General features: G+C 57.0%; 25 protein-coding genes, 2 pseudogenes and 1 riboswitch. Of the genes and pseudogenes, 12 read left to right on the top strand and 15 right to left on the bottom strand.

Annotated features, from left to right (window positions below; all coding sequences use genetic code 11):
* The first annotated feature begins 66 nt into the window (after positions 1 to 66).
* Positions 67 to 195 (top strand): hypothetical protein, encoded by a 129-nt coding sequence (locus Q4E11_RS04415; protein WP_303163960.1) that lies wholly within the window; start codon positions 67 to 69, stop codon positions 193 to 195.
* A 36-nt stretch (positions 196 to 231) separates the two neighbouring features.
* Positions 232 to 478 (top strand): annotated as a pseudogene (locus Q4E11_RS04410) (HigA family addiction module antitoxin).
* On the opposite strand, the gene Q4E11_RS04405 reads toward Q4E11_RS04410, so the two are convergent.
* Together Q4E11_RS04405 and Q4E11_RS04400 are read right to left on the bottom strand one after the other, a co-directional pair.
* The gene (locus Q4E11_RS04405) at positions 412 to 894 is read right to left on the bottom strand and encodes an integrase core domain-containing protein (protein WP_303163987.1); all 483 of its coding nucleotides are present in this window, start codon (positions 892 to 894) and stop codon (positions 412 to 414) included. The pseudogene Q4E11_RS04410 and the gene Q4E11_RS04405 overlap by 67 nt on opposite strands.
* A gap of 662 nt (positions 895 to 1556) precedes the next feature.
* A complete protein-coding gene (locus tag Q4E11_RS04400; RefSeq protein ID WP_303163959.1) occupies positions 1557 to 1853 on the bottom strand; it encodes a hypothetical protein in 297 nt (98 codons plus the stop codon).
* Between the two features lie 214 nt (positions 1854 to 2067).
* Between Q4E11_RS04400 and Q4E11_RS04395 the strand changes: the two are divergent.
* Positions 2068 to 2172 (top strand): annotated as a pseudogene (locus Q4E11_RS04395) (YtoQ family protein); the annotation flags it as partial.
* 108 nt (positions 2173 to 2280) lie between these two features.
* Here Q4E11_RS04395 and Q4E11_RS04390 read toward each other — a convergent pair.
* The gene (locus Q4E11_RS04390) at positions 2281 to 2604 is read right to left on the bottom strand and encodes an amphi-Trp domain-containing protein (RefSeq protein ID WP_303163958.1); all 324 of its coding nucleotides are present in this window, start codon (positions 2602 to 2604) and stop codon (positions 2281 to 2283) included.
* A 361-nt stretch (positions 2605 to 2965) separates the two neighbouring features.
* Between Q4E11_RS04390 and Q4E11_RS04385 the strand changes: the two genes are divergently transcribed.
* Positions 2966 to 3460, top strand: a complete 495-nt coding sequence (locus Q4E11_RS04385) for a 2'-5' RNA ligase family protein (RefSeq protein WP_303163957.1) — start codon at positions 2966 to 2968, stop codon at positions 3458 to 3460.
* Positions 3461 to 3505: 45 nt separating this feature from the next.
* On the opposite strand, the gene Q4E11_RS04380 is transcribed toward Q4E11_RS04385, so the two are convergent.
* The 7 genes from Q4E11_RS04380 to Q4E11_RS04350 all read right to left on the bottom strand — a co-directional run bounded on the left by Q4E11_RS04380 (position 3506) and on the right by Q4E11_RS04350 (position 11174).
* Positions 3506 to 4420 carry a hypothetical protein gene (locus tag Q4E11_RS04380; protein ID WP_303163955.1) on the bottom strand — a complete coding sequence of 305 codons (915 nt, stop codon included), beginning with the start codon at positions 4418 to 4420 and terminating at the stop codon, positions 3506 to 3508.
* 116 nt (positions 4421 to 4536) lie between these two features.
* Positions 4537 to 5700, bottom strand: a complete 1164-nt coding sequence (locus Q4E11_RS04375) for an MFS transporter (RefSeq protein ID WP_303163954.1) — start codon at positions 5698 to 5700, stop codon at positions 4537 to 4539.
* Between the two features lie 140 nt (positions 5701 to 5840).
* The gene (locus tag Q4E11_RS04370) at positions 5841 to 6341 is read right to left on the bottom strand and encodes a CBS domain-containing protein (protein WP_303163953.1); all 501 of its coding nucleotides are present in this window, start codon (positions 6339 to 6341) and stop codon (positions 5841 to 5843) included.
* 261 nt (positions 6342 to 6602) lie between these two features.
* Positions 6603 to 6769: riboswitch (M-box (ykoK) riboswitch) on the bottom strand.
* A 74-nt stretch (positions 6770 to 6843) separates the two neighbouring features.
* Positions 6844 to 7521: a YoaK family protein gene (locus tag Q4E11_RS04365; RefSeq protein WP_303163952.1), complete on the bottom strand. Its 678-nt coding sequence runs from the start codon at positions 7519 to 7521 to the stop codon at positions 6844 to 6846.
* A gap of 20 nt (positions 7522 to 7541) precedes the next feature.
* Entirely contained in the window at positions 7542 to 8414 is an 873-nt protein-coding gene (locus tag Q4E11_RS04360) for a patatin family protein (RefSeq protein ID WP_303163951.1), read from the bottom strand.
* Between the two features lie 97 nt (positions 8415 to 8511).
* The gene (locus Q4E11_RS04355) at positions 8512 to 9759 is read right to left on the bottom strand and encodes a glutaminase (protein ID WP_303163950.1); all 1248 of its coding nucleotides are present in this window, start codon (positions 9757 to 9759) and stop codon (positions 8512 to 8514) included.
* Positions 9759 to 11174, bottom strand: coding sequence for an FAD-binding oxidoreductase (locus Q4E11_RS04350; RefSeq protein ID WP_303163949.1), 1416 nt, complete (start codon positions 11172 to 11174; stop codon positions 9759 to 9761). Before Q4E11_RS04350 ends, Q4E11_RS04355 begins: the two co-directional genes overlap by 1 nt.
* A gap of 118 nt (positions 11175 to 11292) precedes the next feature.
* Here Q4E11_RS04350 and Q4E11_RS04345 point away from each other — a divergent pair, with 118 nt between their 5' ends.
* Both Q4E11_RS04345 and Q4E11_RS04340 read left to right on the top strand, forming a co-directional pair.
* Positions 11293 to 12726 (top strand): GuaB1 family IMP dehydrogenase-related protein, encoded by a 1434-nt coding sequence (locus Q4E11_RS04345; RefSeq protein ID WP_303163948.1) that lies wholly within the window; start codon positions 11293 to 11295, stop codon positions 12724 to 12726.
* A gap of 135 nt (positions 12727 to 12861) precedes the next feature.
* On the top strand, positions 12862 to 13287 hold the full coding sequence (locus Q4E11_RS04340) for a YchJ family protein (RefSeq protein WP_303163947.1): 426 nt from the start codon (positions 12862 to 12864) through the stop codon (positions 13285 to 13287).
* Between the two features lie 21 nt (positions 13288 to 13308).
* On the opposite strand, the gene Q4E11_RS04335 is transcribed toward Q4E11_RS04340, so the two are convergent.
* Complete coding sequence (locus tag Q4E11_RS04335; protein ID WP_303163946.1) at positions 13309 to 14298, bottom strand: DUF808 domain-containing protein; 990 nt, start codon at positions 14296 to 14298, stop codon at positions 13309 to 13311.
* A gap of 212 nt (positions 14299 to 14510) precedes the next feature.
* On the opposite strand from Q4E11_RS04335, the gene Q4E11_RS04330 reads away from it, so the two are divergent.
* Both Q4E11_RS04330 and Q4E11_RS04325 read left to right on the top strand, forming a co-directional pair.
* Positions 14511 to 15224, top strand: a complete 714-nt coding sequence (locus Q4E11_RS04330; protein ID WP_303163945.1) for an isochorismatase family protein — start codon at positions 14511 to 14513, stop codon at positions 15222 to 15224.
* Between the two features lie 274 nt (positions 15225 to 15498).
* Positions 15499 to 18072, top strand: coding sequence for a YafY family protein (locus Q4E11_RS04325; protein ID WP_303163943.1), 2574 nt, complete (start codon positions 15499 to 15501; stop codon positions 18070 to 18072).
* Positions 18073 to 18176: 104 nt separating this feature from the next.
* On the opposite strand, the gene Q4E11_RS04320 is transcribed toward Q4E11_RS04325, so the two are convergent.
* Complete coding sequence (locus Q4E11_RS04320; RefSeq protein ID WP_303163942.1) at positions 18177 to 19370, bottom strand: thermonuclease family protein; 1194 nt, start codon at positions 19368 to 19370, stop codon at positions 18177 to 18179.
* A gap of 177 nt (positions 19371 to 19547) precedes the next feature.
* Positions 19548 to 20102 (bottom strand): gamma carbonic anhydrase family protein, encoded by a 555-nt coding sequence (locus tag Q4E11_RS04315; protein ID WP_303163941.1) that lies wholly within the window; start codon positions 20100 to 20102, stop codon positions 19548 to 19550.
* Between the two features lie 154 nt (positions 20103 to 20256).
* On the opposite strand from Q4E11_RS04315, the gene Q4E11_RS04310 reads away from it, so the two are divergent.
* The 4 genes from Q4E11_RS04310 (at position 20257) to Q4E11_RS04295 (ending at position 23983) form a co-directional block, all read left to right on the top strand.
* Complete coding sequence (locus Q4E11_RS04310; protein ID WP_303163940.1) at positions 20257 to 20580, top strand: putative quinol monooxygenase; 324 nt, start codon at positions 20257 to 20259, stop codon at positions 20578 to 20580.
* A 50-nt stretch (positions 20581 to 20630) separates the two neighbouring features.
* Positions 20631 to 21200, top strand: coding sequence for a hypothetical protein (locus Q4E11_RS04305; protein WP_303163939.1), 570 nt, complete (start codon positions 20631 to 20633; stop codon positions 21198 to 21200).
* 234 nt (positions 21201 to 21434) lie between these two features.
* Complete coding sequence (locus Q4E11_RS04300; protein ID WP_303163938.1) at positions 21435 to 22301, top strand: 3-hydroxybutyryl-CoA dehydrogenase; 867 nt, start codon at positions 21435 to 21437, stop codon at positions 22299 to 22301.
* 314 nt (positions 22302 to 22615) lie between these two features.
* Positions 22616 to 23983, top strand: coding sequence for a phosphatase PAP2 family protein (locus Q4E11_RS04295; protein WP_303163936.1), 1368 nt, complete (start codon positions 22616 to 22618; stop codon positions 23981 to 23983).
* Here Q4E11_RS04295 and Q4E11_RS04290 read toward each other — a convergent pair.
* Positions 23980 to 25140, bottom strand: a complete 1161-nt coding sequence (locus Q4E11_RS04290) for a MalY/PatB family protein (protein WP_303163935.1) — start codon at positions 25138 to 25140, stop codon at positions 23980 to 23982. The two genes, Q4E11_RS04295 and Q4E11_RS04290, sit on opposite strands and share 4 nt — an antisense overlap.
* A 67-nt stretch (positions 25141 to 25207) precedes the next feature.
* The gene (locus Q4E11_RS04285; protein ID WP_303163934.1) at positions 25208 to 26791 is read right to left on the bottom strand and encodes a glycerol-3-phosphate dehydrogenase/oxidase; all 1584 of its coding nucleotides are present in this window, start codon (positions 26789 to 26791) and stop codon (positions 25208 to 25210) included.
* Positions 26792 to 26943 lie beyond the last annotated feature (152 nt).

The raw sequence follows: 26943 nt of genomic DNA, 5'->3' as shown, positions 1-26943 counted from the left end.
TACCGGGACCAGCGACTATCCCCATTATCAGGGACACTCACAAGGTAACGGGGGATAGGGTCGAGCATGATTCAGTCGTTCGCTGATAAGGACACTGAGCGTCTGTGGAATCGAGAGCGGGTACGCTCAATCGATTCCCGCATTCACTCAGTGGCGCTGCGGAAGCTTCGCCAGCTAATCGTTGACTACCTCTGACAAGCTCCCCCCCCGGTTCACCCGGGCGAGATCCTCATGGAGGATTTTCTTAAGGAGATGGGAATCACCCAGCACAGGCTCGCCGTCTCCATCGGTGTTCCCCCCTCGCCGAATTAACGAGATTGTTCATGGCAAGCGCGCTGTTACCGCTGACACGGCTCTTCGTTTGGCGAAATCTTTCGGAATGAGTCCCCAGTTCTGGCTTGGATTGCAGACTCAGTACGACTTGGACGTGGCAGAGGAGGAAAACCGCGCCGAAACGGTATTTGTCAACCTGTTGTGAGTCGTTGGTGGTGAAAGATTGATGCCGACGGTTGGGTTGGGGGATGGGGCTTGTGGTGGCCGGTGGTAGCGCTCGGGGTGAGCAGCGTAGTGGGCATCTAGCGCGTGTTGGCGCACTTGGCGGCGTGTTTGCCAGGTGCCGGTGTAGACTTCGTCGGGGCTGTAGTAGCCGATACCGGAATGCAAATGCGTGGTGTTGTAGCTTTCGATCCAGGGCGCACGCCAGGCTCTGGCGTGGTTCAGGCTGGTAAATATTCCGGGGTAGCTCGCGTAGGTTTTCATCGTCGCGAATACCGCTTCTGAATAAGGGTTGTCGTTGGACACCCTGGGCCGGGAATGAGATTCAACAACCCCGTGGGCGTGGAACACGTCGGTGACCGCGCCGGCGATCATCGCGGCACCGGTATCGGCGTGCATCACTTTTGGAGTGGTGTGGGGAAAACGCCTGGGCGAACATCGCTGCAGCCTTTCTTTGACATTCGCGTTGCTCGATTCGAAAGGCCACGATCTTGCGGGAGTAGATGTCGGTGACCACATAGGCTTTGTAGCGTTGCCCGACGAATTCGCCTGGCAGATCGGTAATATCCCAGCTCCATGCCGCGTCAGGATGATTGGCCACGACAACCGGGGGCACTTTCACCTGCGGCTTTCTGCGCGGTGTGGGCGCGGGTGGGCGGCGGCGCAGTGTTGTTGCGATGCGGTCGAACGTGCGCGGGGACGCGACATGTTCGCCACGGTCAGTTGCCAGTCGGCAAATCGTGTGGGTGGACAAGCCTTTTGCCCACCCGTCGTGCAGTAGCTGCTTGATCGTGTCGACTTCCTGATCAGTCAGATGCTGGGGTTGCCGGCGGGCTTTTTGCGGGATGGGGGGAAGCAGCCCGGCGGGGATCACCGAAACGCCGGTAGTGCCACGACCCTGTAGAAATGCCCAGCAGCTTCAGAGCCTGGCGTCGGGAACGCAAGATTGTCGTCAGCTCACCAACGAGGGTGTTTTCGGCTTCTAGGAATGTGGTGTGTTCGGGGTGCGCCCGTTGGGGTCGGAGTACTTTTCCACGAGCGCGATAGCTTTTCCCAGCACATCATTGACCTGGTTTGGCCTTGTCCAGCTCACTGTGCAGCCGCTCGATTTCTTCCTCACGCTGGGCAGGCAACCGCTCGAGTTGGACAAGGCGCGCTGAAGGTTTGTCTATGGAACCTATTGTGCGCGGAGTCAGATTACAATCCAAGTCCCCGCCGAAGTACTGAGGCTTTAACTTACAGACGTCATTGGCCGACAAGTTATGCTCTTGTCGCCACTGGGCCTTCTTTCCATGTGGCACGGCAATGTATTCCGTGATCAAATCCGCTTTCTCAGCGGCAGTACGAAACTTCAACATGATTGTGAACTCCTTGACTCGGATAACTCACAACCAGGTTGGCAAATAGCGAAATTGAGAAAATGCAGCCTGCGCTAACTGCTTTGGCATAGTGTAAATCCGAATCAGGCGCGTCGTGCGAAATCGCAGTAGTCGGCGGTGATTTCGCAGCCAGTTGCGGAGGACCAAAACTCAGGGAGTTTGGAAGAATCGCGACAGTCGAAAGTTATCTGGCGAGGGCATTGTCCACCCGCTCAAGAGAGTTGATGCTGCTGCGCAGGCATGGTGCACGACCACCGAGCAGGTGGTAGAAATCCTGCGTTACGTGCTCAAGGCGTAGGGCAAAGCTTAAGCGCCAAGACCAAAGGGCGACTTCGGAAGATGATTCTGAAGTCGCCCTTTAGCTTGACTAGGTTCGTACGGAAAACGTCGGTCAGCAATTAAAGTGCTAGGAAACGGCGAAGCCAGTAGCTGGACCCGGCTTATCGACGGGGTTGCCATCCTCATCGATATTCCAAGCAATCTCCAGTTCCAGCTCGCGTTCGATGCCTGCGCGCTTCCTGGAATCGATTACTTCCATGGTCGTCTGAAACGACGATGGCATGGTCATGGTCAGTGCGGCATCACCATTACCCAAGGTCATTTCACCAGCTCGGATGCGACCGGTAATAGTTTCCAGCAAATCAGCGAGTTCCGCAGGGCTGAAATTAGCGTTGCTTTTAACTAGTTTCCTTTTCTTCCAGGGAGCGTTTGTCTTGTCCTGTGCAGCCATGGTTTCCTTCTTTCCCCTCGTTCCGGCCGGAATTGAGCCGCAAATGCGGGAGAGCTCCGGCAGTGTCTAAAGCAGCGACGTTTAAAGCAGCGACAATCTAGCCCCATTATCGCATAAAAAAGATGTTTTGAACAGGGGTAATAATGTTATCCATGGGCTATGTCGACAGCGCCTATTAATCCTCTTTACTAGAGGCGCTCCCGGCTGCTCGGTTGCTCCCACATTGTTTTGCTGCGTTCCGCGCTATGCTTTGGGCACAGATATAAGCCCGTGCGCATTTAATACAGTGTGCGGGCGAAATTGAAAACAAAGGCAGCGAGAGTAAGCGGCGACAGATAGGGGAGGAGCTTAAAGCGGCGTCATGGTATCTCCTGACAACATTCTGATGTATCTTGCACCTGAACAGGAGCAGACAGTCAGGGATATTTTTCGCCAGCTCGCCGAGCGCGGCTTCCCGCAGCAGAACCAAACTCCGCACATCACGGTCACATTCGCGCCGACGATGAGCACAGACGTCATTTCCAGGGCCGCAAAGATCTTGCCACCACTAATGCCTGCTGAGTTTCGCCGTGTCGGAACTGTCGTGTTTGGTACGAAGAGCAAGCAGACCGTCGCATGGCTGCTGGAGACAACCGATGAGCTGGAAGAAGCAGCTCGCGAATTGAGTCAGCTCAATCCCGATGGCCGCGGTTATCGGTGGATTCCCCATCTGACGATGGGCCTGCGGCTGCCACGGGATATTGTGCCGGAATACATTCGGGCCCTCGATGAGATTACGTCCCCGCATTTTAAGGCTCTCACCGCGCCGCGGGCGGCATTCTGGAGTCCAAAAGTGCAGGAACTAACCGAGTTTTAATTTTCCAGGGCGCGCTGGAAAGCCTTTGAAAACGCGAGTTGGCCGCTAGTCGGCGTCCTCAATCTTCTTGGCCTGAGCGTCGAAGACCTCAGCAGCGCGCTTCTTTGCCGCTTCCTTTGCCTCCGGGGAGGCATCTTCCATGGTGATGGCCTCTGCGGGAGCATTCGGGTCCACATCTGGCATGTCAGCAACCGGCGCTGCACTGACCATGACGACAACGCCATTGACCACACCGATGATGTCATAGCTCACGCTGTTTGACTCAACACCGGCGACAGATGAATTGACCGTCGTTTCCGTTGTTTTCAGGTCTTGTGGCTTGGAAGAAAGCTCCGGTTCCCAATCCTGACGATGTAGCTTCATAGTGCTGTCCATCTCCAGGCCGTCAAACATGTCCTGCATTTCCGGCGAAAGATTCTGCATTTCCTCGTCGGAAGGCATGGCATCCTTCAAGAGATCGTCATTGTGCACAGTGACGGTCATCTCGGGGCAGCGCTCAATATCGTCGACGAAAGACTTGTGGACGTCCTTGTCCTTAGTGAGTGCAATGCTGATTACCACATTCTCGTCCTTGAACTCACCGCTGGCGCTGGTCAGCTGCTTAAACTGCTCGCGCTCTTTATCAATGTTGCTGCACTCGGCCGGTTCGACCCTCATATTCTCGTCATCGAACTGATCGACAACCTCGTCGAATGAAGTATCCGAGGTCTTCTCAAAAGTCGTGCCCTGAACCTCATTGGTCAGCAGCAGCTGATCCTCCGATGCCTCAGGAGTCGAGTCAAAGGCGTCAGCCACCTTATCCGTCACACCCTTGTCGGAGTCTCCGCTCGAGTCGACGGCGGAGCCGCCATCAGCGTTATCTTCGCCAGCGCCACACGCTGTCAGCAACGCGACACTTGTTACCGCTACGACAGACTTAGTCGCAATTTTCTTCCACATTTCCAAGTTGCGTCGCTTCATGATTCCCCATTTCATAGCCCTGGAAGTACTTAGGTGAATGAAAGAATACAAGAGCAACTGGGCGTGCGCTCTGCGAGAATGTAAATTTTTCGCGACATTTCCGCTTTACGACGGCCTTAGTCAGCAGCAACCGAAGCCTGCGCCACCTTCGCCACCGGATACATGGAAATCAACGCAACAACGGTGCCGAAAATGAAAACTGGCACGAATCCGAATGCCGGTGCTGCGAAGGAAATGACAAAAGGTGCGAAAAAGCCAACGTAGGTCAGCGAGTAAAAGATTGCGGTGGCAGCACCCAATTCCGCAGGTGGGGCAATAATCTGGACTTCGCGGAGGCCAGAGACCATCATCACGCCGTACGCGGCACCGAGTGCAATGGCAGCGGGGAAAACGCTCCACACGTTTTCGGTTCGTGCGACGACAATGCTGAGCAACAGTCCGACCGTCGTCAAGCCCAGACCAAAAATCGCCGGTGGGATAAAACTGCTGGAACTAATGCGGGTGGCCAGCGGTTGGACGAGAACACCGGTGCCCATGGTGATGCAGGCGATGAGTCCGGCGAAGGCGATGGGGTAGCGGGAGTCGGCGATTGTTGGCAGGACGACGAAGGACGTGCAGGCCGAGCCGAAAACCCACGGTGCCCAGGCAGCGACGGCCCAGAGGAACCTCGGGCTGAGGATTGCCGGGGAGAAGTAGCGGGAAGAGGCTTGGCTGGCATCCTCGGGTGGTAGACCACCTGCGGCATTCCAGGTCAGCGGTGCGATGATGAGCAGCAGCGCAAGGTGGACGAGGTAAGGAATGACGTCGGGACGCGGTGCGAACTCGGCGACTAGCCCGGAGGCCAGTGGTCCTAAGGAGAATCCGGCGGACAGGGCAATGGTTGCGCGCCGAGCCGAGATTTGCGGTGCGACGGGTGCAACTTCCTTAATCCAGGACGCGCCAGCGGCCATGACCATGCCCATGGAAATACCGATGATGAGGCGGCCGACCATGAGCGAGGCAAACTCGAACCACACGCCGGTGAGTAAGACCAACGAGCCGATAGCGGCTGTGATAAGTGCTGGTCGAATCACTGCTCGGCGCCCGATACGGTCAGAAATGGGGCCGCCGATAAGGAGCGCGGGAATTAGGCCCGCGACGTAAATGGCAAAAAGAAAAGTGACCTGAGACTGGTTCAGGCTATCGACCATGCGGTACGCAGGCAGCAACGGCGCGAATAGGTTTGCGCCGAATGCGACCACAAACATACCTAGGGCTACGCGAATCCAGTCTCGGGTCACTTGGCATTCCTCCTGTATATCCCCACGCGGCACGCGCTATCTGGTGTATTTTTCTTTGAAAATACCCGCACGGCAGTAGGGATTTCAGGAGAAATCAGAGATTCCCTCAGTTACAGAGAATATTGAGTTGGGTGGCTTTCTTAGCGGCTCAGTCCGAAAAATGACAAGAATGGGCGAGAAGTACCGTGCGACTTCTTGCAGGACTTCCGTGGCGAAATGATGTCGGCCTCGTTAGCGGTCAGCACACCGATGAGCTTGCCGCTGCGCACAATTGGCAGATCGGTCAATCCCTTCTTGTGCATCAGCTTTGCACACTTTTCTGCGGTTTGCTCCGCCTTGGCGAAGTACCTGATTGGGCCGCTGATATTAGTCAGTGGAGTGTCATCGTCCTGTCGACGCATTTCCCGCAGGGAGATGGCACCGAAGAGAAGTCCCTCTTCATCAGTGAGGAAGACAGTCCGGTTTTCATCGGCGTTGGCGAACATCGACGGGTTAGCGTCAATGGCTTCGCGCACGGTGAGATCTGCCGGAACCTGAATGAAAGATTCGGTCATGTGCTGACCGACGGTATCGTCCAGCAGGTTGTACGGGTTGAATGCAGTTTTGCGGTTGAGCATGGTGGACATGGAATTTAGTGCCATAGTGAATCCCCCTTTCAGGAGCACTGGAAAGGTCGATTGAACAGCGAAAGACCGCACAATCGGTAACCAGAAGTAGGAAATATAAAATTCTTGAGCACGAGTACTTAGAAGACTCGATGGCCGGCTAGTGGTGGCCATCACCTCCTACGAGGGGCGAACGAGAGAAACTCTCGTATTGAAATACGGTCACTGGCACTGAAGACCGAACCCAATCGGAATCCGTATACCGAAACAGCGGGGGTTACCCGTGCCGGTGGGATTGAGACCCCTCCACGTAAGAGCTTTGGCACTGTACGCCGTAACCAAGTGGAGCCACTTTGGATAAACCCTTACGCCGGGAATATCTGTCCTAGCCTGCAGCCATCTCTCGACACGTTGCAGACCAGTGGCCTGTGTGCGTACAGGAGCCTCACCGAACGAGGCGGTGTGATGCACAAAAGGTTAACACAAGGTTAACGGTGCTGGCAAGGGCTGTAACGCAAAAACTTTCCGCAGACTAACTTTAAACCGGCAATCGGCGGTTGCGGCGCCACTGCCGATAGGCCAGCGCAACGACGGTGCCGGCAATCAATAAACCGGTTACCACCCAGACGGAGTAAAGACCTAGATGCACATAGCTAAAGCCGCCGATGATGGCGCCGAGGGCAAGGGCTGCCCATTGGGTGAGATACATTAGCCAGCCGCGGTGGGATTCGCCAAAGAAAGCACCGACAAAGCGCTGTGCCATTTTCACCAGTGTGCCGGTCATATAGGTCAGCGAAATAGAAACCTCACCGTCGCGTTCGAACGTTGAGTTCATGGCACCGACAGTAAACGAGAGGCTCAAAACCGCCAGGGTTGGGTTTCCGACAACAACACCAATAGAAGCAATGACCGAGGTCAGGCAAATAAATAGCAAAATAGCTTCACGGGTGCGCGTCGGCGGCAGGTGACGCTCTCCCAATTGGCTGATGAGGGCACCGATGGCCACGCCGATGAGAAAGAGCATCATCAATCCACCGGCTTTGCCGACCACTTCCAGGTCGCCCTCGGTAAGCCCCGTCGTCAAGCGCGTTGTATTGCCTGACATGAATGACAAAAAGTACCCGCCGAGATACATGAATCCCAGGGCATCAATGAAACCTGTAATCGTTGAAAGGTAGGCGGCCAGAAGCCGCTCGCCCGAACGGTAAGCCTTCATCTATTCCCACATTCTTCAAGTTAAATGCCCATGAACTCTCGGATCGCCGACCACTCTGAATTCGTCTGCGCCAAGCCGAGGTCATAATTATGCTTCAGCTTTGGCAGTTTTCGCTCTGCCTTGCTGATACTCATGTTGTTGGCGTAGAAAATGTAGGCCTTGCCCTGTCGCTCGAGCTCGATGGCATGGTCGAGGGTCGCGTTGTAGCGCTCATGCCTGGTAATAATCGCTTCCGCAACAGCGGGGTACTTACGCAGGATTCGGCGAATCACATGTGGGCGGGAAGGCGGCACACGGCGGAAGCCCTTTGGGCGAGTCAGCACAATGATGAACTTCTCAAAGCCATCGGCCTCCGCGGCATCGAGCGCGATACCGCCGGATGTTCCCAGCGCGCCATCGACATAGGGGATGCCATCAATAATGGGAATGCGCATCGCGCCCGGAATGGTCGAGCTGGCGCGGGTATACTTCATCAAAGTGTCCAGATCAGGGATATCGTCCGGCCCCCAATTCACCGTCTCGCCCGTGTCGGCACGAACTGCCGGAATGCGGTAGGGGATGGGGTTTTCCTTGAAGGTCTTGTAATCCAGGGGCATTGCGCCGTCGGGAAGCCCTGCTGCTTCATAAATATATTCAGCATCAAAGTAGCCGCGACCGCGCAGCATAGGACCCCAGCCGCCTGCGCCGGGGGAGGCGATGAAGTCAACAAAGCACTCTTCAGAACGGTGGATATCGCGGGAGAGGTAATTGACCACGTGGGTGGCGCCAGCGCTGATGCCGCCGACCCAGCCGACATCAATTTTTTCGCGGAGCAGGCGCTCAACAAATGGTGCGGTGTAACTATTCCTCGTGCCGCCGCCTTCGAAGATGAGAGCTACGTCGCTGACCTGCATCCTGCCTCTTTCTATTCCAGTTTTGTGAAGAAACTTTGCGTACTAGTAAACGTCACGCTTCTAGGAGAGGGAAGCGTCAATTACTAACTGTTGACCTTTAAACTTCCTGCACGATCACGGGCAGCGAACCATTGCCCATATCCGGATTCGGCAGCACACCCTCGGGGTCGTAGAACAGAATCTCCTTCCCGTCTGCGCTCAGGCGCCGCATCGCTTCCAGAATCAGCTTTCGGCCCACAGGGTTCACATAGCCAACGCGACTGACGTCGAAAACGATTTCGCTTTGCGACGGTGGGTTAGTCGCCAACCGATTGAGGATAATTTCGGCCGCAGTGAAGTTGATTGGGCCCTGAATCTCAATGACGGAACGACCATCCTTGACGCGGGTGCCACGCAGCGCGCGGGAACCAATCGCATCCGGATCCATGATGTGAAGACCGAGGTCCTCGGACAGCTTACGGAAAATGGCAATACCGCGAACGCTGTTGCCGTGGTCATTGAGACGCGGGGAGAAAGCGGCGATGCCAGCCTGACCAGGCAGGGCACCGAGGAGTCCGCCGGCCACCCCGCTCTTAGCGGGAATACCGACCTCCGTGAACCACTCACCGGCCTCGTCATACATACCGGCAATAGCCATGACCGACAGCACCTTGCGCACAACGTCGCGGCTGAGCACCTTTTGGTCAGTCACGGGGTTGACTCCACCGTTGGCCAGCACTGCCGTCATCATTGCGACATCGCGAGTATTGACCAGCACGGAGCACTGTGCGGTATATCCGCGTACAGCATCGTGCGGGGTGGTGTTGATGAAACCGTAGGCGGCCAGCATGTGAGCGATGGACATATTGCGATGAGCAGTGTCCATTTCACTTTCGTAGGCGTCGTAGTCCACCGAGAGCTGCCGACCGGCCAGGGCGGATAGGACGTCGACCATGTGGTCGGTCCTGACCTTCCAGTTCTCGCCTGGGCGGCAGACAATCTGATTGACCGCCAATGCGCCGACGTTAATCATCGAATTTTTCGGTCGGTGCGTGCCCTGTTCTAGAGATAACTCATTGAAGGCTTCGCCAGAAGGTTCAGTGTTGACGATGCGGTCAACGTTTTCACTGCCGTGATGCTCGAGCGCCGCGGCGTAGGCAAACGGCTTGGACATGGACTGAATGGTGTATTCAGTATCGACATCGCCAGCGGTATAAGTGCGGCCAAACACAGTCGTCATGGCCAGCGCTAGGCGGTCCGGATTCGCCTGCGCCAACGCTGGAATGTAGGTTGCCACCTCACCTGAATTGTCGAGGCGGACGTCCTCGACAATGTTTGCTAGGTAGTCCTGAATCGGTGTTTTCATCAGATATCCGCCAGCATCTTCTCGGGGTTAAGAATTCCGGTGGGGTCAATGGCATCCTTGACCGAACGGTGAAGCCTGCGATTGCCCTCATCCAATTCGCGCGGCAACCACGCCTTCTTTAACGACCCCACACCGTGCTCACCAGTGATTGTGCCACCCAAATCCAAGCCGAGCTGCATAATCTCGCCGAAAATCCGCTCGGCCTCCGCAGTGGACTGCGCATCGGTGGCATCGAAGAAGACAGCTGGGTGCAGGTTGCCATCGCCAGCGTGAGCCACCATCGAAATCGTCACCGAGGTGTTTTCCCGGATGTCATCGAGTAGGCGGAAGAATGCGGGCAACTGAGTTCGTGGCACGCAAACATCGTCGAGAAGCTGTCCACCACCGTGAGCTCGGCTGTACGTTTCATAGGCGGGCTGCACCGAACGACGGGCGGCGACGAGGTCCTCCGAGTCGCGCGGATCATCACTGTGCACAGCGTCGAGGGCGCCGTTTTCACGCGCGACCTCTTCGAACTTCCGCACGTCGTCGACGGCGGTGGCGGAGTCGGACTGCATAATCAGCATTGCGCCTGCGGAGTCCTCCAGGCCGAAATCGCCGAATTCATTGAGCATGGTCAGCGTCATGCCGTCCATGAGCTCCATGAGGCTCGGACGGTAGCCCTGGCCCATGAATTCACGCACTGCAGTGGCAGCGGCGGTTTCGTTGGGGAACGTCGCAACGGCCGTCACGGGTGCGGCGGGGAGGGGGACCAGGCTCAAGGTGGCTTCAACGATGACGCCAAGCGTTCCCTCGGAACCGACAAAGAGCCCACACAGGTCAAGGCCAGCGACACCCTTAACAGTTTTACGACCCAGGCGGGTGAGGGTGCCGTCGGCAAGCACGACCTTGATTTCGCGCACGAAATCGCGGGTGACGCCGTACTTTACACAGCACAGACCTCCGGCGTTGGTGGCGATGTTGCCACCAATGGAGGAAATGCGGACGCTGCCTGGATCTGGCGGGTAGTAGAGTCCCATCGGGCGCAGCGCATCCTTGAGCTCCTGGTTGATGATGCCCGGTTCGACCGTGACGTAGGTGTCGGTTGGGTTGATCTCCAGGATGCGATTCATCTTGGCGACACTGAGCAAAATTGCACCATCGATGGCGTTGGCGCCACCGGAAATACCAGTGCGAGCACCCTGTGGCACCACGGGGATGTTGTGCGCGTGAGCAAAACGCATGGTCGCCTGTACATCTTCAACGCATTTCGCACGCACCAGCGCAATCGCGGTTCCCACAGGGGAGTAGAGCGAATAGTCCTTGGAGTAGGACTCGATAACGCTGGCGTCGGTGGTCAGTGCACCGGTGCTCAGCGCCTCTACAAGTTCGGTGAGGTCGACAGAGCTGGGGGTAGAAGATTTGTGATGTGTCACCCTGGTTAAGTTACACGAGTTCATAAATTCACTTTTCACCGCCTGACCACGGAAAACCTACGCTGTCGTAAGGTTTTCCCGTCGTGCAGAACTGTATTGGGGCTCTATCCTGGGGGATGTGAAGTTTTTGAACAATCAGTCCGCACCCTATGAGTTGACCTACAGCGATGTCTTTATGGTCCCGTCGAAGTCATCGGTGGGATCGCGCATGGGTGTCGATCTGACCACCAATGACGGCACCGGCACGACCATTCCCATCGTGGTTTCCAACATGACCGCGATTTCCGGTCGCCGCATGGCAGAGACCATCGCCCGGCGTGGCGGAATCGCGATTATCCCGCAGGATGTACCGGCAGACATCGTCGCTGAGACAATTCGCAAGGTAAAGAGTGCGCATTTAGTTTTTGACACCCCGATTGTCGTCAAGCCGCACCACACTGCCGGATACGCGCGTCACCTGCTGCCAAAGCGCGCGCATGGAGCGGCGGTGGTGGTTGAGGACGATAAGCCAGTGGGGCTGATTACCGCTCGCGATTTGAAGGGCGTCGATAACTTTGCGCAGGTCGGCGCACTTATGTCCACCTCGCTATTCACGCTGCCCGACGATACCGAGCCCCGCGATGCCTTCGATATGCTCACCGCCTCAGGCCGCAAGCTTGCGCCAGTGGTCAACGCCGAGGGCACGCTGGTGGGCATTCTTACGCGCAAGGCCGCACTGCGCGCCACGCTCTATCGCCCCGCCGTCGATGCCGAGGGCAAGCTTCGCGTCGGTGCTGCAATCGGCATCAACGGCGATGTCGAAGGTCGCGCAACGACACTGCTCGAAGCCGGTGCCGACGTGCTCGTCGTCGACACCGCGCACGGTCACCAGGACTCGATGCTCGATGCTTTACGACGAGTCCGTGCGCTCAACCCACCAGTGCCAATTGCTGCAGGCAACGTTGTCACCGCCGATGGTGTGCGGGATTTGGCCGCGGCGGGAGCGGACATCATCAAGGTCGGTGTGGGCCCAGGCGCGATGTGCACGACCCGCATGCAGACAGGTGTGGGGCGCCCACAGTTTTCCGCGGTGCTCGAATGCTCTGCGGCAGCCCGGGAATGCGGAGTCCACGTGTGGGCCGATGGTGGCGTGAAGGACCCGCGGGATGTGGCACTTGCCCTTGCGGCGGGTGCTTCCAACGTCATGATTGGCTCGTGGTTCGCAGGCACCTTTGAGTCCCCGGGGGATGTGCAAAAGGATGCCGATGGCCGCATGTTCAAGGAGTCCTTCGGCATGGCGTCCCACCGCGCAGTCGAAAGTCGAAATGCGCAGGTGGAAGCGTTTGAAAAGGCGCGCCGGGAAATGTTTGAAGAAGGTATCTCTACCGCGAAAATCTACCTGGAGCCAGGCCGTGAAGGAGTCGAAGACCAGGTTGACCGCATCATCTCCGGTGTGAGGTCATCATTTACCTACGCTGGTTCGGCCACCATTGAGCAGTTTGCCGAGCGCGCTGTGGTCGGGGTGCAGTCCGCAGCTGGGTTCGCGGAAGGAATGCCGAGGGAGACGCGGTAGACGTCGTTAAGCAGGCGTGATGAAGAAAGCGTCGCGCCTGTGCGAGCCGACTGCCCGACTAGCGGTGCGGGCAGTCGGTTGGTAGTTATGTAAGAACGTGTTTCAAAAGTGTCTGAGTTAGGGGAGGGGCAGGCAGTGCGGAAGACTAATGCATTCTTCAACCGCGTGCGTATAGCCGATTCCGATCCGTGTCCGTGTGGCGGTGGCCTGTATGGGCAGTGCTGCGCTCCGTTGCACCGTGGTGAGCGTGAAGCCGAAACCGCCGCTGAGTTGATGGCCGCGCGATACAGCGCCTATGCGGCGCATGAGGCCGATTACATCTGGCGGACCTGGCACCCGCGGTACCGGCCGGAGATTATCAACTTGGACGACGGTGTTCAGTGGGAGGGGCTCAGCATTATTGACACGGTCGACGGCGGGGCAGAGGACCGTGAGGGAATCGTAGAATTTGAAGCCGCCTTTGCAGACCGCGATGGCGCGGGTGTGATGAATGAGCGCTCACGATTCACCCGCCGTGGCCGACGATGGGTATATGTCGACGGCACCGTCACATATTCCTAAAGTTCCTAAGCCTCTTGCGGTTTAGGAAGCAGCGTTCGCCTCTTCTGCGTTCTTCGTGCCCTCTGCATCCTCTGCGTCATTGCCGCGGAGACGACGCACGAGGCGGACGATTGCAACGATGATGGCGCCCCAGATGGCACCGAAGATCAGCGAACCGGCGGTATTGGCCAACCAGGTGAGGAAGCCGCCGGACACAAGGTTTTCAAGACTGTGCACAAGCTCGGCGGGCAGGTGCCAGCCCAGCTCATCAAGGCCAACGACCATGATGTGACCACCGACCCACAGCATGGCGAACGTGCCGACAATACCGATGGTGGTGAGCACAACGGGCATTGCCTTGACCAGCGCGGAGCCGAACTTGCTGGTCGCAGACTTGTCCTTGCCCTGCAGGTACAGGCCAATGTCGTCGATTTTGACCAGGAAGCCGACCACACCGTAGACCGCGAAAGTGATGAGAAGCGCCACGGCAATGAGAATGAGAGCTCGGTTGAGCAGTGGCTCATGAGCAACCTCATTGAGCGAAATCACCATGATTTCCGCAGAGAGAATCAGGTCGGTGAAAATAGCGGACTTCACCAACGAGTCTTCATCCTGCGGCGTGCGGTTCGTCGCCGCCTCCATGCGCTCAACATCAGTTTGGGTAGGTGAGATGCGGTGCTCAATCTTTTCCCACACTTTTGCCATGCCCTCGAAGCAGAGGTAGGTGCCGCCGAGCATAAGAATTGGCGTCAGTGCCCACGGCAGGAACTGGCTGAGCAGCAGCGCAATGGGCAGAATAATGACAATTTTGTTGACGAGCGAGCCCTTAGTGATACGCCAGATGATCGGCAGCTCTCGCTTCGGCGACACGCCCTTGACAAACTGCGGCGTTACCGCAGCATCATCGACCACCACACCGGCGGCTTTCGCGCTGGCCCTGCCTGCCGCTGCAGCAATATCATCCGCCGATGCCGCTGCCGCTCGCGCAATCGTTGCGACATCATCAAGCAGTGCAACTAGTCCGCCTGCCATAGGTCTCCTTTAAAAATTGTGGATTCGTGTTTCCGGAATTCGAATGTGAAAATTCAGACGACACTTTCGTCGCCAATATCGGGACAATTTTAACTGCTGCCCCGGATTCGCTCTTGGTTGCACGGTACTGATTGCACGGCGCTGGTTACGCGACGCCTGCTCTATTTATCTACCCAGGCTCGCTCATTCGCACTCGTGGCAAGATATAGGGCATGAACGCTTCCTTTTCTGAGATGTACCGACAGGTCAACGAGGGCACCGCGGGTTCCAACCAGGGTTCTGCCGGGGAATCTGCTGCAGAATCTGCCAACGCCGAGCAGCAGGAACACGAACCGCGTCCGCGGATGGCGCTGGTAGTTGTCGATGCGCAAAATGATTTCTCTGAAGGCGGCGCGCTAGCCGTCAAGGGAGCTGAAGCCGCGTACACCGCGACATATGTGCATGTCGCAGGCACTGCCAATAAGTACGATGTGCTCGTCACTACCAGGGACAACCACATCGACCCCGGTACCCACTTTTCCGACAACCCCGATTTCGTCGATACCTGGCCGAAGCACTGCGTCGCGGGCACACCCGGCGCTGAGATTCATCCCGGCATGCAGCGCGCCATCGCATTTTTCGAGCAGCTCAATCCCAGCGCCGTGCGTATCGATGTCACGAAGGGCGAGCACGCCGCCGCGTACTCCGGATTCGAAGGCACCACGCAGGCGGGCGTTTCGCTTGCCGACGCACTCCGCGCCTCTGACATCGAAGAAATTGATGTCATCGGAATTGCGACTGACCATTGTGTTCGCGCCACTGTTCTCGATGGTCTGAAGGAGGGGTTTGCCGTCCGTGTCCTCAGCAATCAGGTCGCGGCCGTGGATGCGGAGCGTGGCAAGGAAGCGCTGGCCGAGATGGCTGATGCTGGAGCCACGGTCGTTTAGTAGCTGCGAGGACAGATACTTCTGAATATCGGGCCAATCTGAAAAGTCCAAGAGGCGTTTACCAAGCACACACTTGAGATCCTCAATGGCTTCATGTGCAGCTGTGGATGTGTGTTCGAATACCTCGCTGTAGTTCAATCCGGGCTTAAATATAAAGTGCAGATGTCATTGCTCGAGGGGCATTACCGCTGGCCAAGGTCGTGAAAGGCCGTGTCGGAAAGCGACGCAGACGGTGTGTAGGTGAGAGCCCCCAGTGAATCGCAGGAGGCAAGCTATGGCACAAATCGCGAATTATGGTGCATCGGTTGGATTCGATATTTCCAGCAAGGACTGGGAACAGGCGTACACCTCCCTGGATGCGGTCTTTAGTCGGGGCGAGGTAACGGGAGTTGATTCGCTCTCTTGGAAGGGGAGCGAAAGCGGGCGTCCGCTGTTCACAAGGATGGCAGTGGATTCGTCGGGTGCGACTGTCACCGTGGGGTTTGCGAGTGTCGTGCCGGGGTTCCTTTCCCACGATAATAAGGAGCTAACCTTTGTCGCGGCTGTCGATGGTGGGGAGAATTACGGCAACCTAGGTCAGTGCTTCTTCGACAGTGTGGGACTTATTCCATTCGAAGAAGGCTACGAAGCCGAATCAGTTTCGTCCACGCTGCAAGTCGATCTGCAGCGACTTGATGAGGATTCGCCGACGGTGTGGGATTCCTCTGAGATTGAGGCAGCGCTGAAGTACGTGCCGCTTAACCTTGGAGCGCACCTGCATCTGTCCGACCCGTTCGAGGGACCAAGTGAGTACACGATTCTGGACTCTCTGATGGAAAGCTTCATAGAGGGACCTGAGTGCTTGGTGCCGCCCTTGAAATCCACAATCGGCCAGCTCGGATATCTCGCACTTAGTGCGCTTTTCGACGCTTCTTCTGTTCGCGTCACCCGCTCGCAACTGCAGGCAAGTGGCTTTGGATCGTGCGAGGACGCTGAGGAAGAAACAGGGGTGAAATGCACGGAGCTGTCGAATCTCACCGGCCCAGAGGAAGAAATTTCTGGCCTCCTGGTCGATGCGACGCGGCACCATAACCGGATGACAGATAAAGATTTCTGGGAGCTAATCCTGGAGCTCAAAAATGGGAAGCGTTTGCGTTGCTTCGCACCGCACCCGTTTGCTCCGGGGTCCTTCGAATCGGTCGAACCATACTCGGTAGGCGCGATGGTCACCGGAGACGTACTGTTTACCGGGCACTTCCTGCCGTTGGAATGGGGCGGCAGCTTCGAGTCATCGCACTTGCAATTTCCTATTGCAATTGACATGGATTGGCTGCATGATGGGGGCGTAGCTCGGGCCGGTGTGCCTTCAGCGCGTACCTACCCGCTTTCCAGCGGTTTTCATGATGCCAACAAGGAATTTAACTTTGGTCGCGTCATTACTGACATCGGTGGTTGCCTCGGTTTTACCGTTAGTAGCAGTCATAAGGCACTGCTAACCTTGATGAATCGACCGGCGCGAGCGCAGTGGGCATCGGCAAACAGAGCTCTAGAAGTCTTCAGTGACGATGGGGAGTATGCCCGCGCGACGATGTGTCTGACAACTCAGGCTGAGACGATGCCGGAGTGGCGTCGTGTGTTGTTTGGAATGTCGTTGCCGACGATGGCATGGGGCGCAGGAATTAGTGTGGACACACGATTCGAATCGCTTGCCCACTATGCAGCTGTAGATTGCCAGCTTTGCGCAAAAACCGACATCACTGGGACAAGCTTCGAGGAGCTGCTTACTCGTGAGGTAAATGCTGAACAGCGTGGTTATGGAGAGCCCGTAGTCACTGCGTTGCATGTGTGGATGCCCGAGGTGCATCGAAATCCGTTTAGCGGGTGCCGATTTCTGTCAGTACACGGGTATATCGGGCGAGAGTCGATGATTTACCTCCCGTGCCCCGACTGGCTCGAGGAACTCTGCGATGAAAAAGGGGACGATGCGGACGAGGTCGCGTACGTGCTGCAAAACCTTCACGGTAAGGTCCTGGTCGGACGCCTCGACAACTGTCAAGTTGATTTCGATGGTTGCAATGTCAATCTTGACCGCTTCGATGAGGAGATCTACTCGAGAATCCCGGAGTCCATATTAAAACGCGTTAATAGGCGATCGGTAGAGGACATTGACAAGTCCTGGACAAACCCGGAGGTAGCGCTAAATACAGAGGCTGTGTTTAACGTGTACGCCTCCGAGCAATGCACAACGGCCGATCTAATGACGAGCCTCTTGACTGGGCCGAATGGGCTGAATGTGCGTCGTGCGGATATTTTCGACACTCGGTTAGTGAACATCTACGAGGCAGGTCAGGACGATTGGCGCGTCGAATGGCCTGAGGGAGGCGAAGCCATCATGCTATTGCCTAACGGTCCGGGGATGGACTCCGCCGATAATTTGGATGCTGCTCCCGCAGATAGTGGCCGCCTCGTCTCAAGCGACCCCTCGGTTCGTGATTACCTTACTGATGAGGACTCTTTTGAGCAGCACCTGGAGTTGGTCCGAGCTGGTATCGCAGAGGGGCATTGCTTGTCCATACTTTATGGCAATCGCAATGATGAGCCGACGGCACGGATTATCCGACCGGTGCGCATTGTTGAGCTTGGTCGGCCTTACGTGCTCGCATGGGATGAACTCCGAGAGGACTGGCGGACGTTCCGCCTCGATAGGTTTAAGATGTGCTCCATCTTGGCCCGCCGGTTCAGCCCCCTCCAGGTTCCGCTTCCCGATGATATGGACTCTGATGACCTCGAGCGCATGCAGAAAGCTCTGGGAGATGATGTCGATGCTGCAACCATTCGAGTGGCATGGTCGATTGGGATTGGGAAGTAGGGAATAGGGGAGATTTTAGAGTCCTTTGCCTGCGAGATGAATCGTTGCCTTCTGCCTGCACAGGAGTCGGCAGGCAGCAACGGAAACTCTCAATCACAAGGTGCTTAGCCAATCTGCTGCTTCGTCGTGCAATCAATTTTTGCGTATGGCCGCCCCTGATTATCGATGCTGTTGAAAGCATAATTTCCCCCGTAGGCTCGGCACCCGGTGTAGGTATCTACTGGCGCGGCGGGTGCAGGGGCCGGTTCCGGCTGTGTCTGCGGCTGCGGCGTCGGAGTGTATGCGGGTGCCGGTGTATATGCGGGTGTCGAAGTGTACTCAGGTGCTTCCGCGGCCGGTGGGTTGGGTGAATTATTCCACTGGTCATTTTGAGTGTTTTGGTCGGACGATACTGTTTGAGGAACATCAGGGGCGGAAACCTCGACACCTGAAGCATCGTTATGCGTACTCATCTCATCATCGATAGCGAGCGAGTCGGACGAATAAGCATCATCTCGGCGCGCCTGCTTTTTTCTGACAGTAGTAGCGATATTGCTTCTTTCTGCCTTCAGCTCGTTGGTGAGAGCGTCAATCTCATTCGAAAAGAGCTGCTTTTGCGGACGGGTGAGTTTAATAGATGGTGAGGTGATATCTTCACGCAGTCGGTCGAGCGAGTCGATTGAATGATCAATTGTCCTGTAAACCTGAGCGACAGCTGTCAATAACAGGTCATCAGACAAATCCGACAGACTCTGGTTACGTGCAATCTCTAGTGCTTCTCGAGCCTGTTCCACCGGGTCAAGGGTGTCAGAATTGGTGATGGTGCACTCTGTGTCAAGGCTATGCACACCGATGCCTTGGTGTCCCGCAGAATCACTTGCTTGGCGCACAGCGGAATAGAACTTGCTGTTGGCTCCGACCTGCATAGGTGTGCCAAAGCCCTCCTGTGCAATCTGTGCGTTGACTAGTTGCTCATCTTTGTAGACTCCGGCTAGCGTGCGACCGTACTTATCGTGCTTCTCCACATCGAATTGCAATTCAACGGTGCTGCCTTCTGGAAGAAGACTTTCAAGATAGGACTTCGCTTCGAGTGCCAGGCATTCTGAAGGCCTCCCGTTCCGTCCAATCTCAGGCGTATCTACATTTAGCAGTCGCACGCGAGTTAATTCGCCATCGATTTGGACGTCAATAGTGTCACCGTCGATAACGCGTTCCACAGTAGCGACTGGGACAGGTGACTCTTCTGCAACAGCGTTCACAGCAACTGCGGCGACGATGCCAGTAGCGCCGATTGCGCTGATGACCTTCAAAAAACCCATGGGAGGTATCTTAGGTAAAACTTTAGGTTTAATACGATTCAGGTGTACCCACTTCACCGCACTCGAATACAACGAATGGCGTGGTTCCTGGAACTTCCATCGGCTTCTTTTAACTTGCACCTGTTAATGGTGGAGGGCCTTCGCGGTGCCGACATCAAACGATTATGGCTCCGTGGCCTAGTTAAAAGTCACCATGTCCAAGTTCACTGGGTCTAGGAATCGGTGCTGGGAAGCAGCGTCGACGTAGCGGCCGGCGTGAGCGATAAATCCTTCGGATTCTTCGGCTGTGAGCTGACGGCGGACCTTGGCTGGGACACCTGCAGCCAGCGAACCAGGCTCAATAATCTGGTCTTCCAGCACCACAGCACCTGCGGCAATGAGGCTGCCGGTGCCGATGCGGGAGCGTGATAGCAGTGTCGACTTCATGCCAACGAGACAGCCGTCTTCGACTGTGGTGCCGTGGACGAGGGCCATGTGGCCGACAGTGACATCGTTACCCAGGATGGTCGGCACACCCCGGTCAACATGGACAGTGGAGTTATCTTGAATATTGGTGCGCTCGCCAATACGAATTTCCGCGACATCACCGCGGAGCACGGAACCATAAAAGACAGAACTATCGGCACCGATTTCCACATCACCGATGATGATGGTGCCCGGTGCAATCCAAGCGCTGGAGTGAATGCGTGGGGTCTTATCGCCGTAGGACAAAATGAGCGGAGCGTTCATCATGAGACCCAATATAACCGTCAGCTAAGGAGAAGCTGAAGGAAAAATTCACTCGACATTATCTTTATGTCTAGTTGTGCCGATATTTGGAATTTTGTGGCAAGACACGGTCTGAGCAGGGGTGCAAATCGAACATGACGCGCCTACAGTGGTCGGCATGATCTTTATCGTTGTGAATTACCAAGTAAAGCCGGAGTTTGCTGACGAATGGATGGACCACGTCGCCGAGTTCACTGCCGCAACGCGTGCAGAGCCTGGTAACAAGTGGTTTGAGTGGTCTCGCAGTGTCGAGGATCCCAACCAGTACATCCTTATCGAGGCATTCGATGACGATGCTGGTGAGGCACACGTCAACTCCGAGCACTTTGCCAAGGGCCTGGAGGCCATGAAGCCGCTGCTCGTTGAGACTCCGAAGATTGTGTCGCAGGTTTTGCCGGACAAGCAGGACTGGGATCGCATGGGTGAGCTGCAGGTGGATTAATGCTCACGCACTCAGTAAGCGAGAGGGCAGCTGACTTACAGGAGGGAACTGTGTCTTCTTCCTGGGGCCACAAGCTGCGCCTAGGGTCATTGGCGCTTGCCGCTGTGCTCGTAGTGGGCCTTAGCGCCTGCAGCGACGGTGATGAGGCAGCCATGGAAGATGACAACGGGCGCGTAGGTCAAGCTACTGGGGCAGCCACTTCCAGCGTCGCTATCCGCGACAATTTGGCTCAGTTAGCCGCAGATACGGCGGCACTTCGGCAGGCATCGGAGACTTTGATCTCGAAGGAGACGGTCTCCGATGAAACCCGCAAGATTGCGCAGGAGGCCGAGCCTGTCTGTGCTAAACAAGAGGCTCAGCTTGTCAAGGCCCTGGGCGTCGATGTCGACCCTTCGGAGTCCAGACTCGACCGTGAGACGATTACCCGCCTGGAAAACGAGGAAGGCCCGCACGCGGACATGGCGTACCTGACACTGATGGAGGGCGGCCTGGAAAAGGTTCTCGGTCAGTGGGAAGAACTCGAAAATAACGGTGGGCATGAGCTGCGCGAATTCGCTAGTTCTTCGCGCGAAGAACTCACTGATATCCAAAAGGCGCTGGAAAAGCGTATGCAGTACTAGGCGGTTTCCGGAATACCTATCGGCCTGAATTTTCTAACACGAGATTCGGGCAAATCGGGTGAAAAGTACTGCAAAGCACCCGCGAGGTGCCCATGAAATTAGTAGCGTGTAGATACAGCCGGTGAAGTCGCTGGTTTTCCCGCCACTCTTGTGGGACCAAGCCGCATTGCTTTTCGCCGGAAAGAAAAATACATCCTGACCGATAAGCACAGTAGAAGGTAGGAATTAACGCCAATGGCAAATAGCATCTCGCGAGTAGGTATCGTCGGCGCTGGTCAGATGGGTTCTGGCATTATTGAGGTCTGCGCAAAGGCCGGCAGCGATGTCAAGGTCTGGGAAGCGAAGGAAGAATTCCTCGAGTCCGGTCGCGCCCGCATCGAAAAGTCTCTGGACAAGGCAGTCTCCCGTGGCAAGCTGGAGGAGTCTGCACGCGATGAGATCTTGGGTCGTATTAGCTACACCACCAACCTCGAGGACTTCGCTGACCGTGAGCTGGTCATCGAGGCCATCGTCGAAAACCCAGAAGTAAAGGCAAGCGTATTCTCCCAGCTCGACGCAGTTGTCGAATCTGAGGACGCAATTCTGGCATCCAACACTTCTTCGCTGCCGATTCAGTCGATTGCTGCAGCCACCAAGCGCCCGGAGCGCGTGATGGGGCTGCACTTCTTCAACCCGGTGCCGGTTCTACCGCTGGTTGAGCACGTTGTCACGCTGTCGACTGGTGAGGTTCAGGCAGAGCGCGCTTACGAGTACGCTTCTGAGGCGCTCGGCAAGACCGTGATTCGTGCGAAGGATCGCTCTGGCTTCATCGTCAACGCACTTCTGGTCCCGTACATCATTGGCGCTATCCGTATGCTGCAGGACGGCATTGCCACCGCAGAGGACATCGATGCAGGCATGGTCAATGGCTGCGCACACCCGATGGGTCCGCTGACCCTGGCAGACATGGTTGGGCTCGACACCATCAAGTTCATTGCTGATGCCATGTTTGAGGAATACAAGGAGCCGACCTACTCCGCACCGCCGCTGCTGAACCGCATGGTTGAAGCGGGCCGCTTTGGCCGTAAGTCCGGCCGCGGTTTCTACGACTACTCGAAGTAATGCCTTTTACCCCCAACTTAGGGGTAAAGGTAGATGTATCTTTCGGCCCTCCGAAACCTGACAAAATTATTTAATTATTGCAGTTACGCAGTATGTATTTCTGCGGATGGCAATAGTCGTTAAGGCCTTCCAGCCTCGAATACTCGTGGTGGGAGGGCCTTATTTTTGTCGTTTTGGTCCTTTCAACGCGCCGAATCCTCATAATGCCCTTAACATAAATCAGGAATTTGTCAGGATGTGTCCACCGAAAAAGTGCGTGGTTCGCGCTCCGCACGGTGAACACACTGGAAAAGTAGCTATGTGAAAGGAACGCCGTGTCGTCTTCTAAGCCGCAAAAGCGCACTGCAACGCGTGTTGGTGCCGCTACCGCAGCTATGGCAATTGTTCTGGGACTTGCTCCGGCGACGGCTGCGGCAGCACCAGTAAATCCGCTGGGAGAGATTGGCAACCGCCTGGGTTCTAGCGATAGTTTGAGCCAAACGCTGCCACAGTTGCCGGAAGGCATCGAAACCCCGGGTACTCCGGGCGGCGGCATCGATATTCCGGATTCCGCTTCCATCCCGGATTTGATCTCTGATGAGTCCGCTGATCCGAATGCTCCGAAGCGCTCACCGTATCGCCCGGACCAGGTTGCACGTTTCTACCAGTCGGACGTAGCCACCGATAAGTGGTTCTACTTCTACGTTGTGCACCCGTTCGTGGACCTCGAACAGAACCACCCAGAAGTCATGGACCAGAACATGGAAACCGTGGTTCGCATCAACAACGCTGCTAAGAACGACCCGGCAGCACAGAGCATCGCGCTTGACGACGACTACCTCGACCCAGTGGTCAACATTTCGTCCGCATTCGGTGAGAACCTGGGCAAGCACTTCCGCGAAGCCCTGGAGGAGGGCCGTCTGCCAAAGGTGAAGACCCTTCTGTCCGGCAACCTCGCTCGTGGCGGTGGCTTGGTCAGCTCCACCTTCTTCGAGAAGTACGCCTACGGCTACGACCGTCCGTTTGTCCAGGCCCCGGATCGCATCGAGCGTTACTACCGCGAGGGGCAGGATGATCCATACACCACTTCGCCGGCTTACCCGTCGGGTCACACCAACAAGGCCGCATGGACTGCCACCATGCTCGCCATGATGCTGCCGGAGCTGGCTCCGCAGATTGAGGCACGTGCATCTGAGGCTGGTCACTCCCGCCTCGTCATGGGCGTTCACTTCCCGCTGGACGTCATGGGTGGCCGTATGATGGGTAACCAGGCTGCTGCAGACCGCTGGGCTGACCCGGAGTTCCGTCCGCTCATTGAAGAAGCTATGGACGAGCTGCGCTCTGAGCTGGAATACCGCTGTGGCGACACCATCGCCAACTGCGTTGCCAAGGACACCCCGTACATGAGCACCGCTGCTGCAGTGAAGCAGTACACCGAGCGCATGACCTATGACTTCAAGCAGATCGGCCCGAAGGATCAGCCTGTTATCGTTCCGAAGCGCTACGCAGGCCTGTTGGAGACCAAGTTCCCAGACCTGACTGAAGAGCAGCGCAACTCCATCTTGGCGCAGACCGCTATTGCATCTGGTTACCCGCTTGACCGCACCGACGGTGAGGGCCAGCACGTTCGCATGAACCTGGCTCGTGCACTGGCCGCCGACGTCACCGTTAACGCCGACGGAAGTGTCACCGTTATCAACTAATTGCTAGCTGGAAGGGCCGCTGCAAAGCGGTCCAAGGCCTCATTGAGAATCTCTGGTGAGGTCGCAAAGTTTAGTCGCACATGACCAGCCCCGCCTTCGCCGAATGCGAAGCCGGGGTTGAGTGCTATCTTGGCGTTTTTGACAAGCCAAGCTGCTGGATCTTCAGCATCTATGCCAGGGACATCAGTTAGATCCAGCCATGCCAAGAACGATGCTGCCGGCGGAGTGAATCGAGCTTGCGGCGCAATTTCGGCAAGGCGAGTGCTCAGCGTGTCGCGATTATTGCGCAAAACCTCAATGAAATTATCCAGCCAAGCCACACCGTCGCGATACGCGGCGGTGGCGGCAGCCACACCGAGGATGGACGCTCCTTCCCGGACAATGAAGGGCAGCCCTTGCCATGTGGCAGCATCCTCATCGTTGAAAAGAATCTGAGCGCATTTCAGACCAGCGGTGTTCCAGCCCTTCGATGTGGCAGTTACGGTAATCGTCACCGCGGCGGCGGTCTCCGATACCGATGCTGTGGGAGTATGCGTGCCATCGAGAACGACAGGGCCATGAATTTCATCGGAGATAACGCGAACGCCGTAGCGGGAGGCGAGGTCGGTAATCTCACGCAGCGTGTCAGCTGAGTAGGTAAAGCCGAGCGGATTGTTGGGATTGCACAGGATAAGGCATCCAGCGCCGTCAGCGAAAGCACGTTCCAGGGCACTCATCTCCGGACCGTCGTCAAGCGTAGGAATGCACACCGTGTCCCGCCCGAGCGCTGGGCCCAGCTGGAAGAACGGCATGTACGCGGGGGTTGGCACCACGATTGCGGAGCCCGGGCGCGTGAAATGCTCGACGGCTAGGCTGACGCCGCGAACGACATCGGCGATGGCGAAGATGTTTTCCGGCTTGGGGCGCCAGCCGTAACGGGCGGCGGAAAAGTCCGCTGTGGCGGTGGTGAGCGCCGAGATGTCCTGGGAGAGGTAGCCGAATTGCTCCTTCTCACAGGCCTCCGCAATGGCGGTTCTGACGGCAGGGCAGGTGGTGGCGTCGGATTCGGCGACCCACAGCGGTAAAACGTCCTGGTCAAAGGCAGTCCATTTGACTGTCCCGCGAGCGCGGAGCTGTTCGAGGGCGGGGAATGTGACAGCGTCGTTAGTTACAGTCATAGTCCCCTCTATACAACAAAAGTGGGCAGTCGGGGAGACTGCCCACTTGTTGATTAACTGGTTGGGATTATGCCAGCTTCAGTGCTTCCTCAGCGGCAGGCATGGCTGCCTTGCGGTCAGCCTCGACCATGCCCAGGCGTGTGCGGCGATCGAGAATATCGTCAACGCTCAGTGCACCCTCGTGGGTGACGTGCCAGGCAAACTCTGCCCGAGTGACATCGAGACCTTCCGCCACCGGATCGAGCGGGCGGTCCAGCTTGCAGGATTCAATAACCTCGAAGGACTCGCCACCGTAGCGGTTAAACAGCGGCATAGGAATGCGACCGGCAGCGGCAGCGGTGCGTGCGCGATCCAGGGCCTCGGGCTCGGAGCCCAGCACCGGAATAGTGCGAGTGCTGCACGGCGCGGTGTGCACACCCAGCTTTTCCACGACCTTGTCCACGGCCTGCTCGGCCATCAGCCGGTACTCGGTGAGCTTGCCGCCAGTGATGGAAATCAGGCCGTTTGGAGCCTCCAACAGTGCGTGCTCGCGGGAGAGGTCAGCAGTGTTGCCCTCACCGGCATCGATTAGCGGACGCAGACCGGCAAATGCACCGGCGACATCATCGCGGGTCAGCGGTGTTTCGAGCGCCTGGTTGATGACATCGAGCAGGAAGGTGATGTCCTCTTCCGGGACCTCCGGCACATCCGGGATCGGGCCTGGGGCGTCCTCGTCGGTAAGACCGATGTACACGCGGTTGTGCTCGGCCGGCAGGACGAAGCAGAAGCGGTTGGTATAACCCGGCACCGGCACGGTCAGCGAACCGGTAGGGTTACCCAGCTTCTCAGCGTCGAGAACTAGGTGAGTACCGCGGGATGGGCGAATCTTGATGTTGGTTGCCAAGTCGGCAGCCCAGACACCCGTGGCGTTGACAACCGCGCGAGCTGGCAGCTCGAAGGACTCGCCGGTGAGCTCGTCAATCAGAGTGGCACCCGTGCCATTGGCGTTTTCACAGCGCACGCGGGTCAGCACCGTGGCGCCGTAGCTAGCTGCGGTGCGAGTGATGGCGGTGACCAGGCGAGCGTCATCGCGGAGCTGACCATCGTAGTTGACGTAGCCAAACTTCACGTCGCGCTTGCGCACAGTCGGGGACAACTGCGCCACGCGGTTGCGGCCGACAGTGCGCGACAGCGGCAGGGTAGTAGCGGAGGTACCTGCGATGATGCGCAGGAAGTCGCCAGCGAGGAAGCCCATACGCGGCAGAATGCGGGTCAGCGGTGCGAACACATTCATCACCGGCACAACCTGCGGCAGGTTGTGAACCAGGTGCGGGGCAGTGACATCGAGCAGGGTGCCGCGCTCGATTGCGGAGCGGCGCGCGATGCCGACGTTGCCGGTTGCCAGGTAGCGCAGGCCACCGTGAGCCAGCTTCGACGACCAGCGGGAGGTGCCGAACGCCAGGTCGTGGGCATCGACGATGACAGTCTTGAGCCCGCGGGAGGCAGCGTCCAGTGCGATGCCAGCGCCGGTGATACCAGCACCGACTACCAGGAGGTCAGGAATATCGCCCTTCGACACCTCCTCACGCAGTCGATTGAGGTCCGATTGGCGGCGTGCCTTATTCAGCACGGCAGCGGAAGCGTCTCGGTGTGGTGCTTTCGTGGCGTACATAGTGATTCTTCCTCGACTTTCCCAAGAGGTGGATGGCGATGGAGTTATGAAATTGGTGTGAAGTTATGGGCGGTGTGGCGGTGTAGGCAGAGCCATGCAGAGAAGATTTTCATCATTTCATTGCAGCGCTCTTAGAAATAGACTAAGTTGTT

It is taken from the genome of Corynebacterium sp., assembly GCF_030532195.1.
Taxonomy (GTDB): domain Bacteria; phylum Actinomycetota; class Actinomycetes; order Mycobacteriales; family Mycobacteriaceae; genus Corynebacterium.
The sequence above is the reverse complement of the archived record's forward strand: the minus strand, read 5'-3'. Positions and strand labels throughout refer to the sequence as shown.

Bases quoted from the DNA above. Each gene is read 5' to 3' on its own strand.
- Q4E11_RS04370 (WP_303163953.1), bottom strand. From the start codon at position 6,341: ATGGCACTAAATTCCATGTCCACCATGCTCAACCGCAAAACTGCATTC.
- Q4E11_RS04380 (WP_303163955.1), bottom strand. From the start codon at position 4,420: ATGAAGCGACGCAACTTGGAAATGTGGAAGAAAATTGCGACTAAGTCT.
- Q4E11_RS04385 (WP_303163957.1), top strand. From the start codon at position 2,966: ATGGTATCTCCTGACAACATTCTGATGTATCTTGCACCTGAACAGGAG.
- Q4E11_RS04365 (WP_303163952.1), bottom strand. From the start codon at position 7,521: ATGAAGGCTTACCGTTCGGGCGAGCGGCTTCTGGCCGCCTACCTTTCA.
- Q4E11_RS04355 (WP_303163950.1), bottom strand. From the start codon at position 9,759: ATGAAAACACCGATTCAGGACTACCTAGCAAACATTGTCGAGGACGTC.
- Q4E11_RS04330 (WP_303163945.1), top strand. From the start codon at position 14,511: ATGAACGCTTCCTTTTCTGAGATGTACCGACAGGTCAACGAGGGCACC.
- Q4E11_RS04415 (WP_303163960.1), top strand. From the start codon at position 67: ATGATTCAGTCGTTCGCTGATAAGGACACTGAGCGTCTGTGGAATCGA.
- Q4E11_RS04315 (WP_303163941.1), bottom strand. From the start codon at position 20,102: ATGATGAACGCTCCGCTCATTTTGTCCTACGGCGATAAGACCCCACGC.
- Q4E11_RS04310 (WP_303163940.1), top strand. From the start codon at position 20,257: ATGATCTTTATCGTTGTGAATTACCAAGTAAAGCCGGAGTTTGCTGAC.
- Q4E11_RS04405 (WP_303163987.1), bottom strand. From the start codon at position 894: ATGCACGCCGATACCGGTGCCGCGATGATCGCCGGCGCGGTCACCGAC.
- Q4E11_RS04325 (WP_303163943.1), top strand. From the start codon at position 15,499: ATGGCACAAATCGCGAATTATGGTGCATCGGTTGGATTCGATATTTCC.
- Q4E11_RS04300 (WP_303163938.1), top strand. From the start codon at position 21,435: ATGGCAAATAGCATCTCGCGAGTAGGTATCGTCGGCGCTGGTCAGATG.
- Q4E11_RS04320 (WP_303163942.1), bottom strand. From the start codon at position 19,370: ATGGGTTTTTTGAAGGTCATCAGCGCAATCGGCGCTACTGGCATCGTC.
- Q4E11_RS04290 (WP_303163935.1), bottom strand. From the start codon at position 25,140: ATGACTGTAACTAACGACGCTGTCACATTCCCCGCCCTCGAACAGCTC.
- Q4E11_RS04285 (WP_303163934.1), bottom strand. From the start codon at position 26,791: ATGTACGCCACGAAAGCACCACACCGAGACGCTTCCGCTGCCGTGCTG.
- Q4E11_RS04390 (WP_303163958.1), bottom strand. From the start codon at position 2,604: ATGGCTGCACAGGACAAGACAAACGCTCCCTGGAAGAAAAGGAAACTA.
- Q4E11_RS04335 (WP_303163946.1), bottom strand. From the start codon at position 14,298: ATGGCAGGCGGACTAGTTGCACTGCTTGATGATGTCGCAACGATTGCG.
- Q4E11_RS04360 (WP_303163951.1), bottom strand. From the start codon at position 8,414: ATGCAGGTCAGCGACGTAGCTCTCATCTTCGAAGGCGGCGGCACGAGG.
- Q4E11_RS04400 (WP_303163959.1), bottom strand. From the start codon at position 1,853: ATGTTGAAGTTTCGTACTGCCGCTGAGAAAGCGGATTTGATCACGGAA.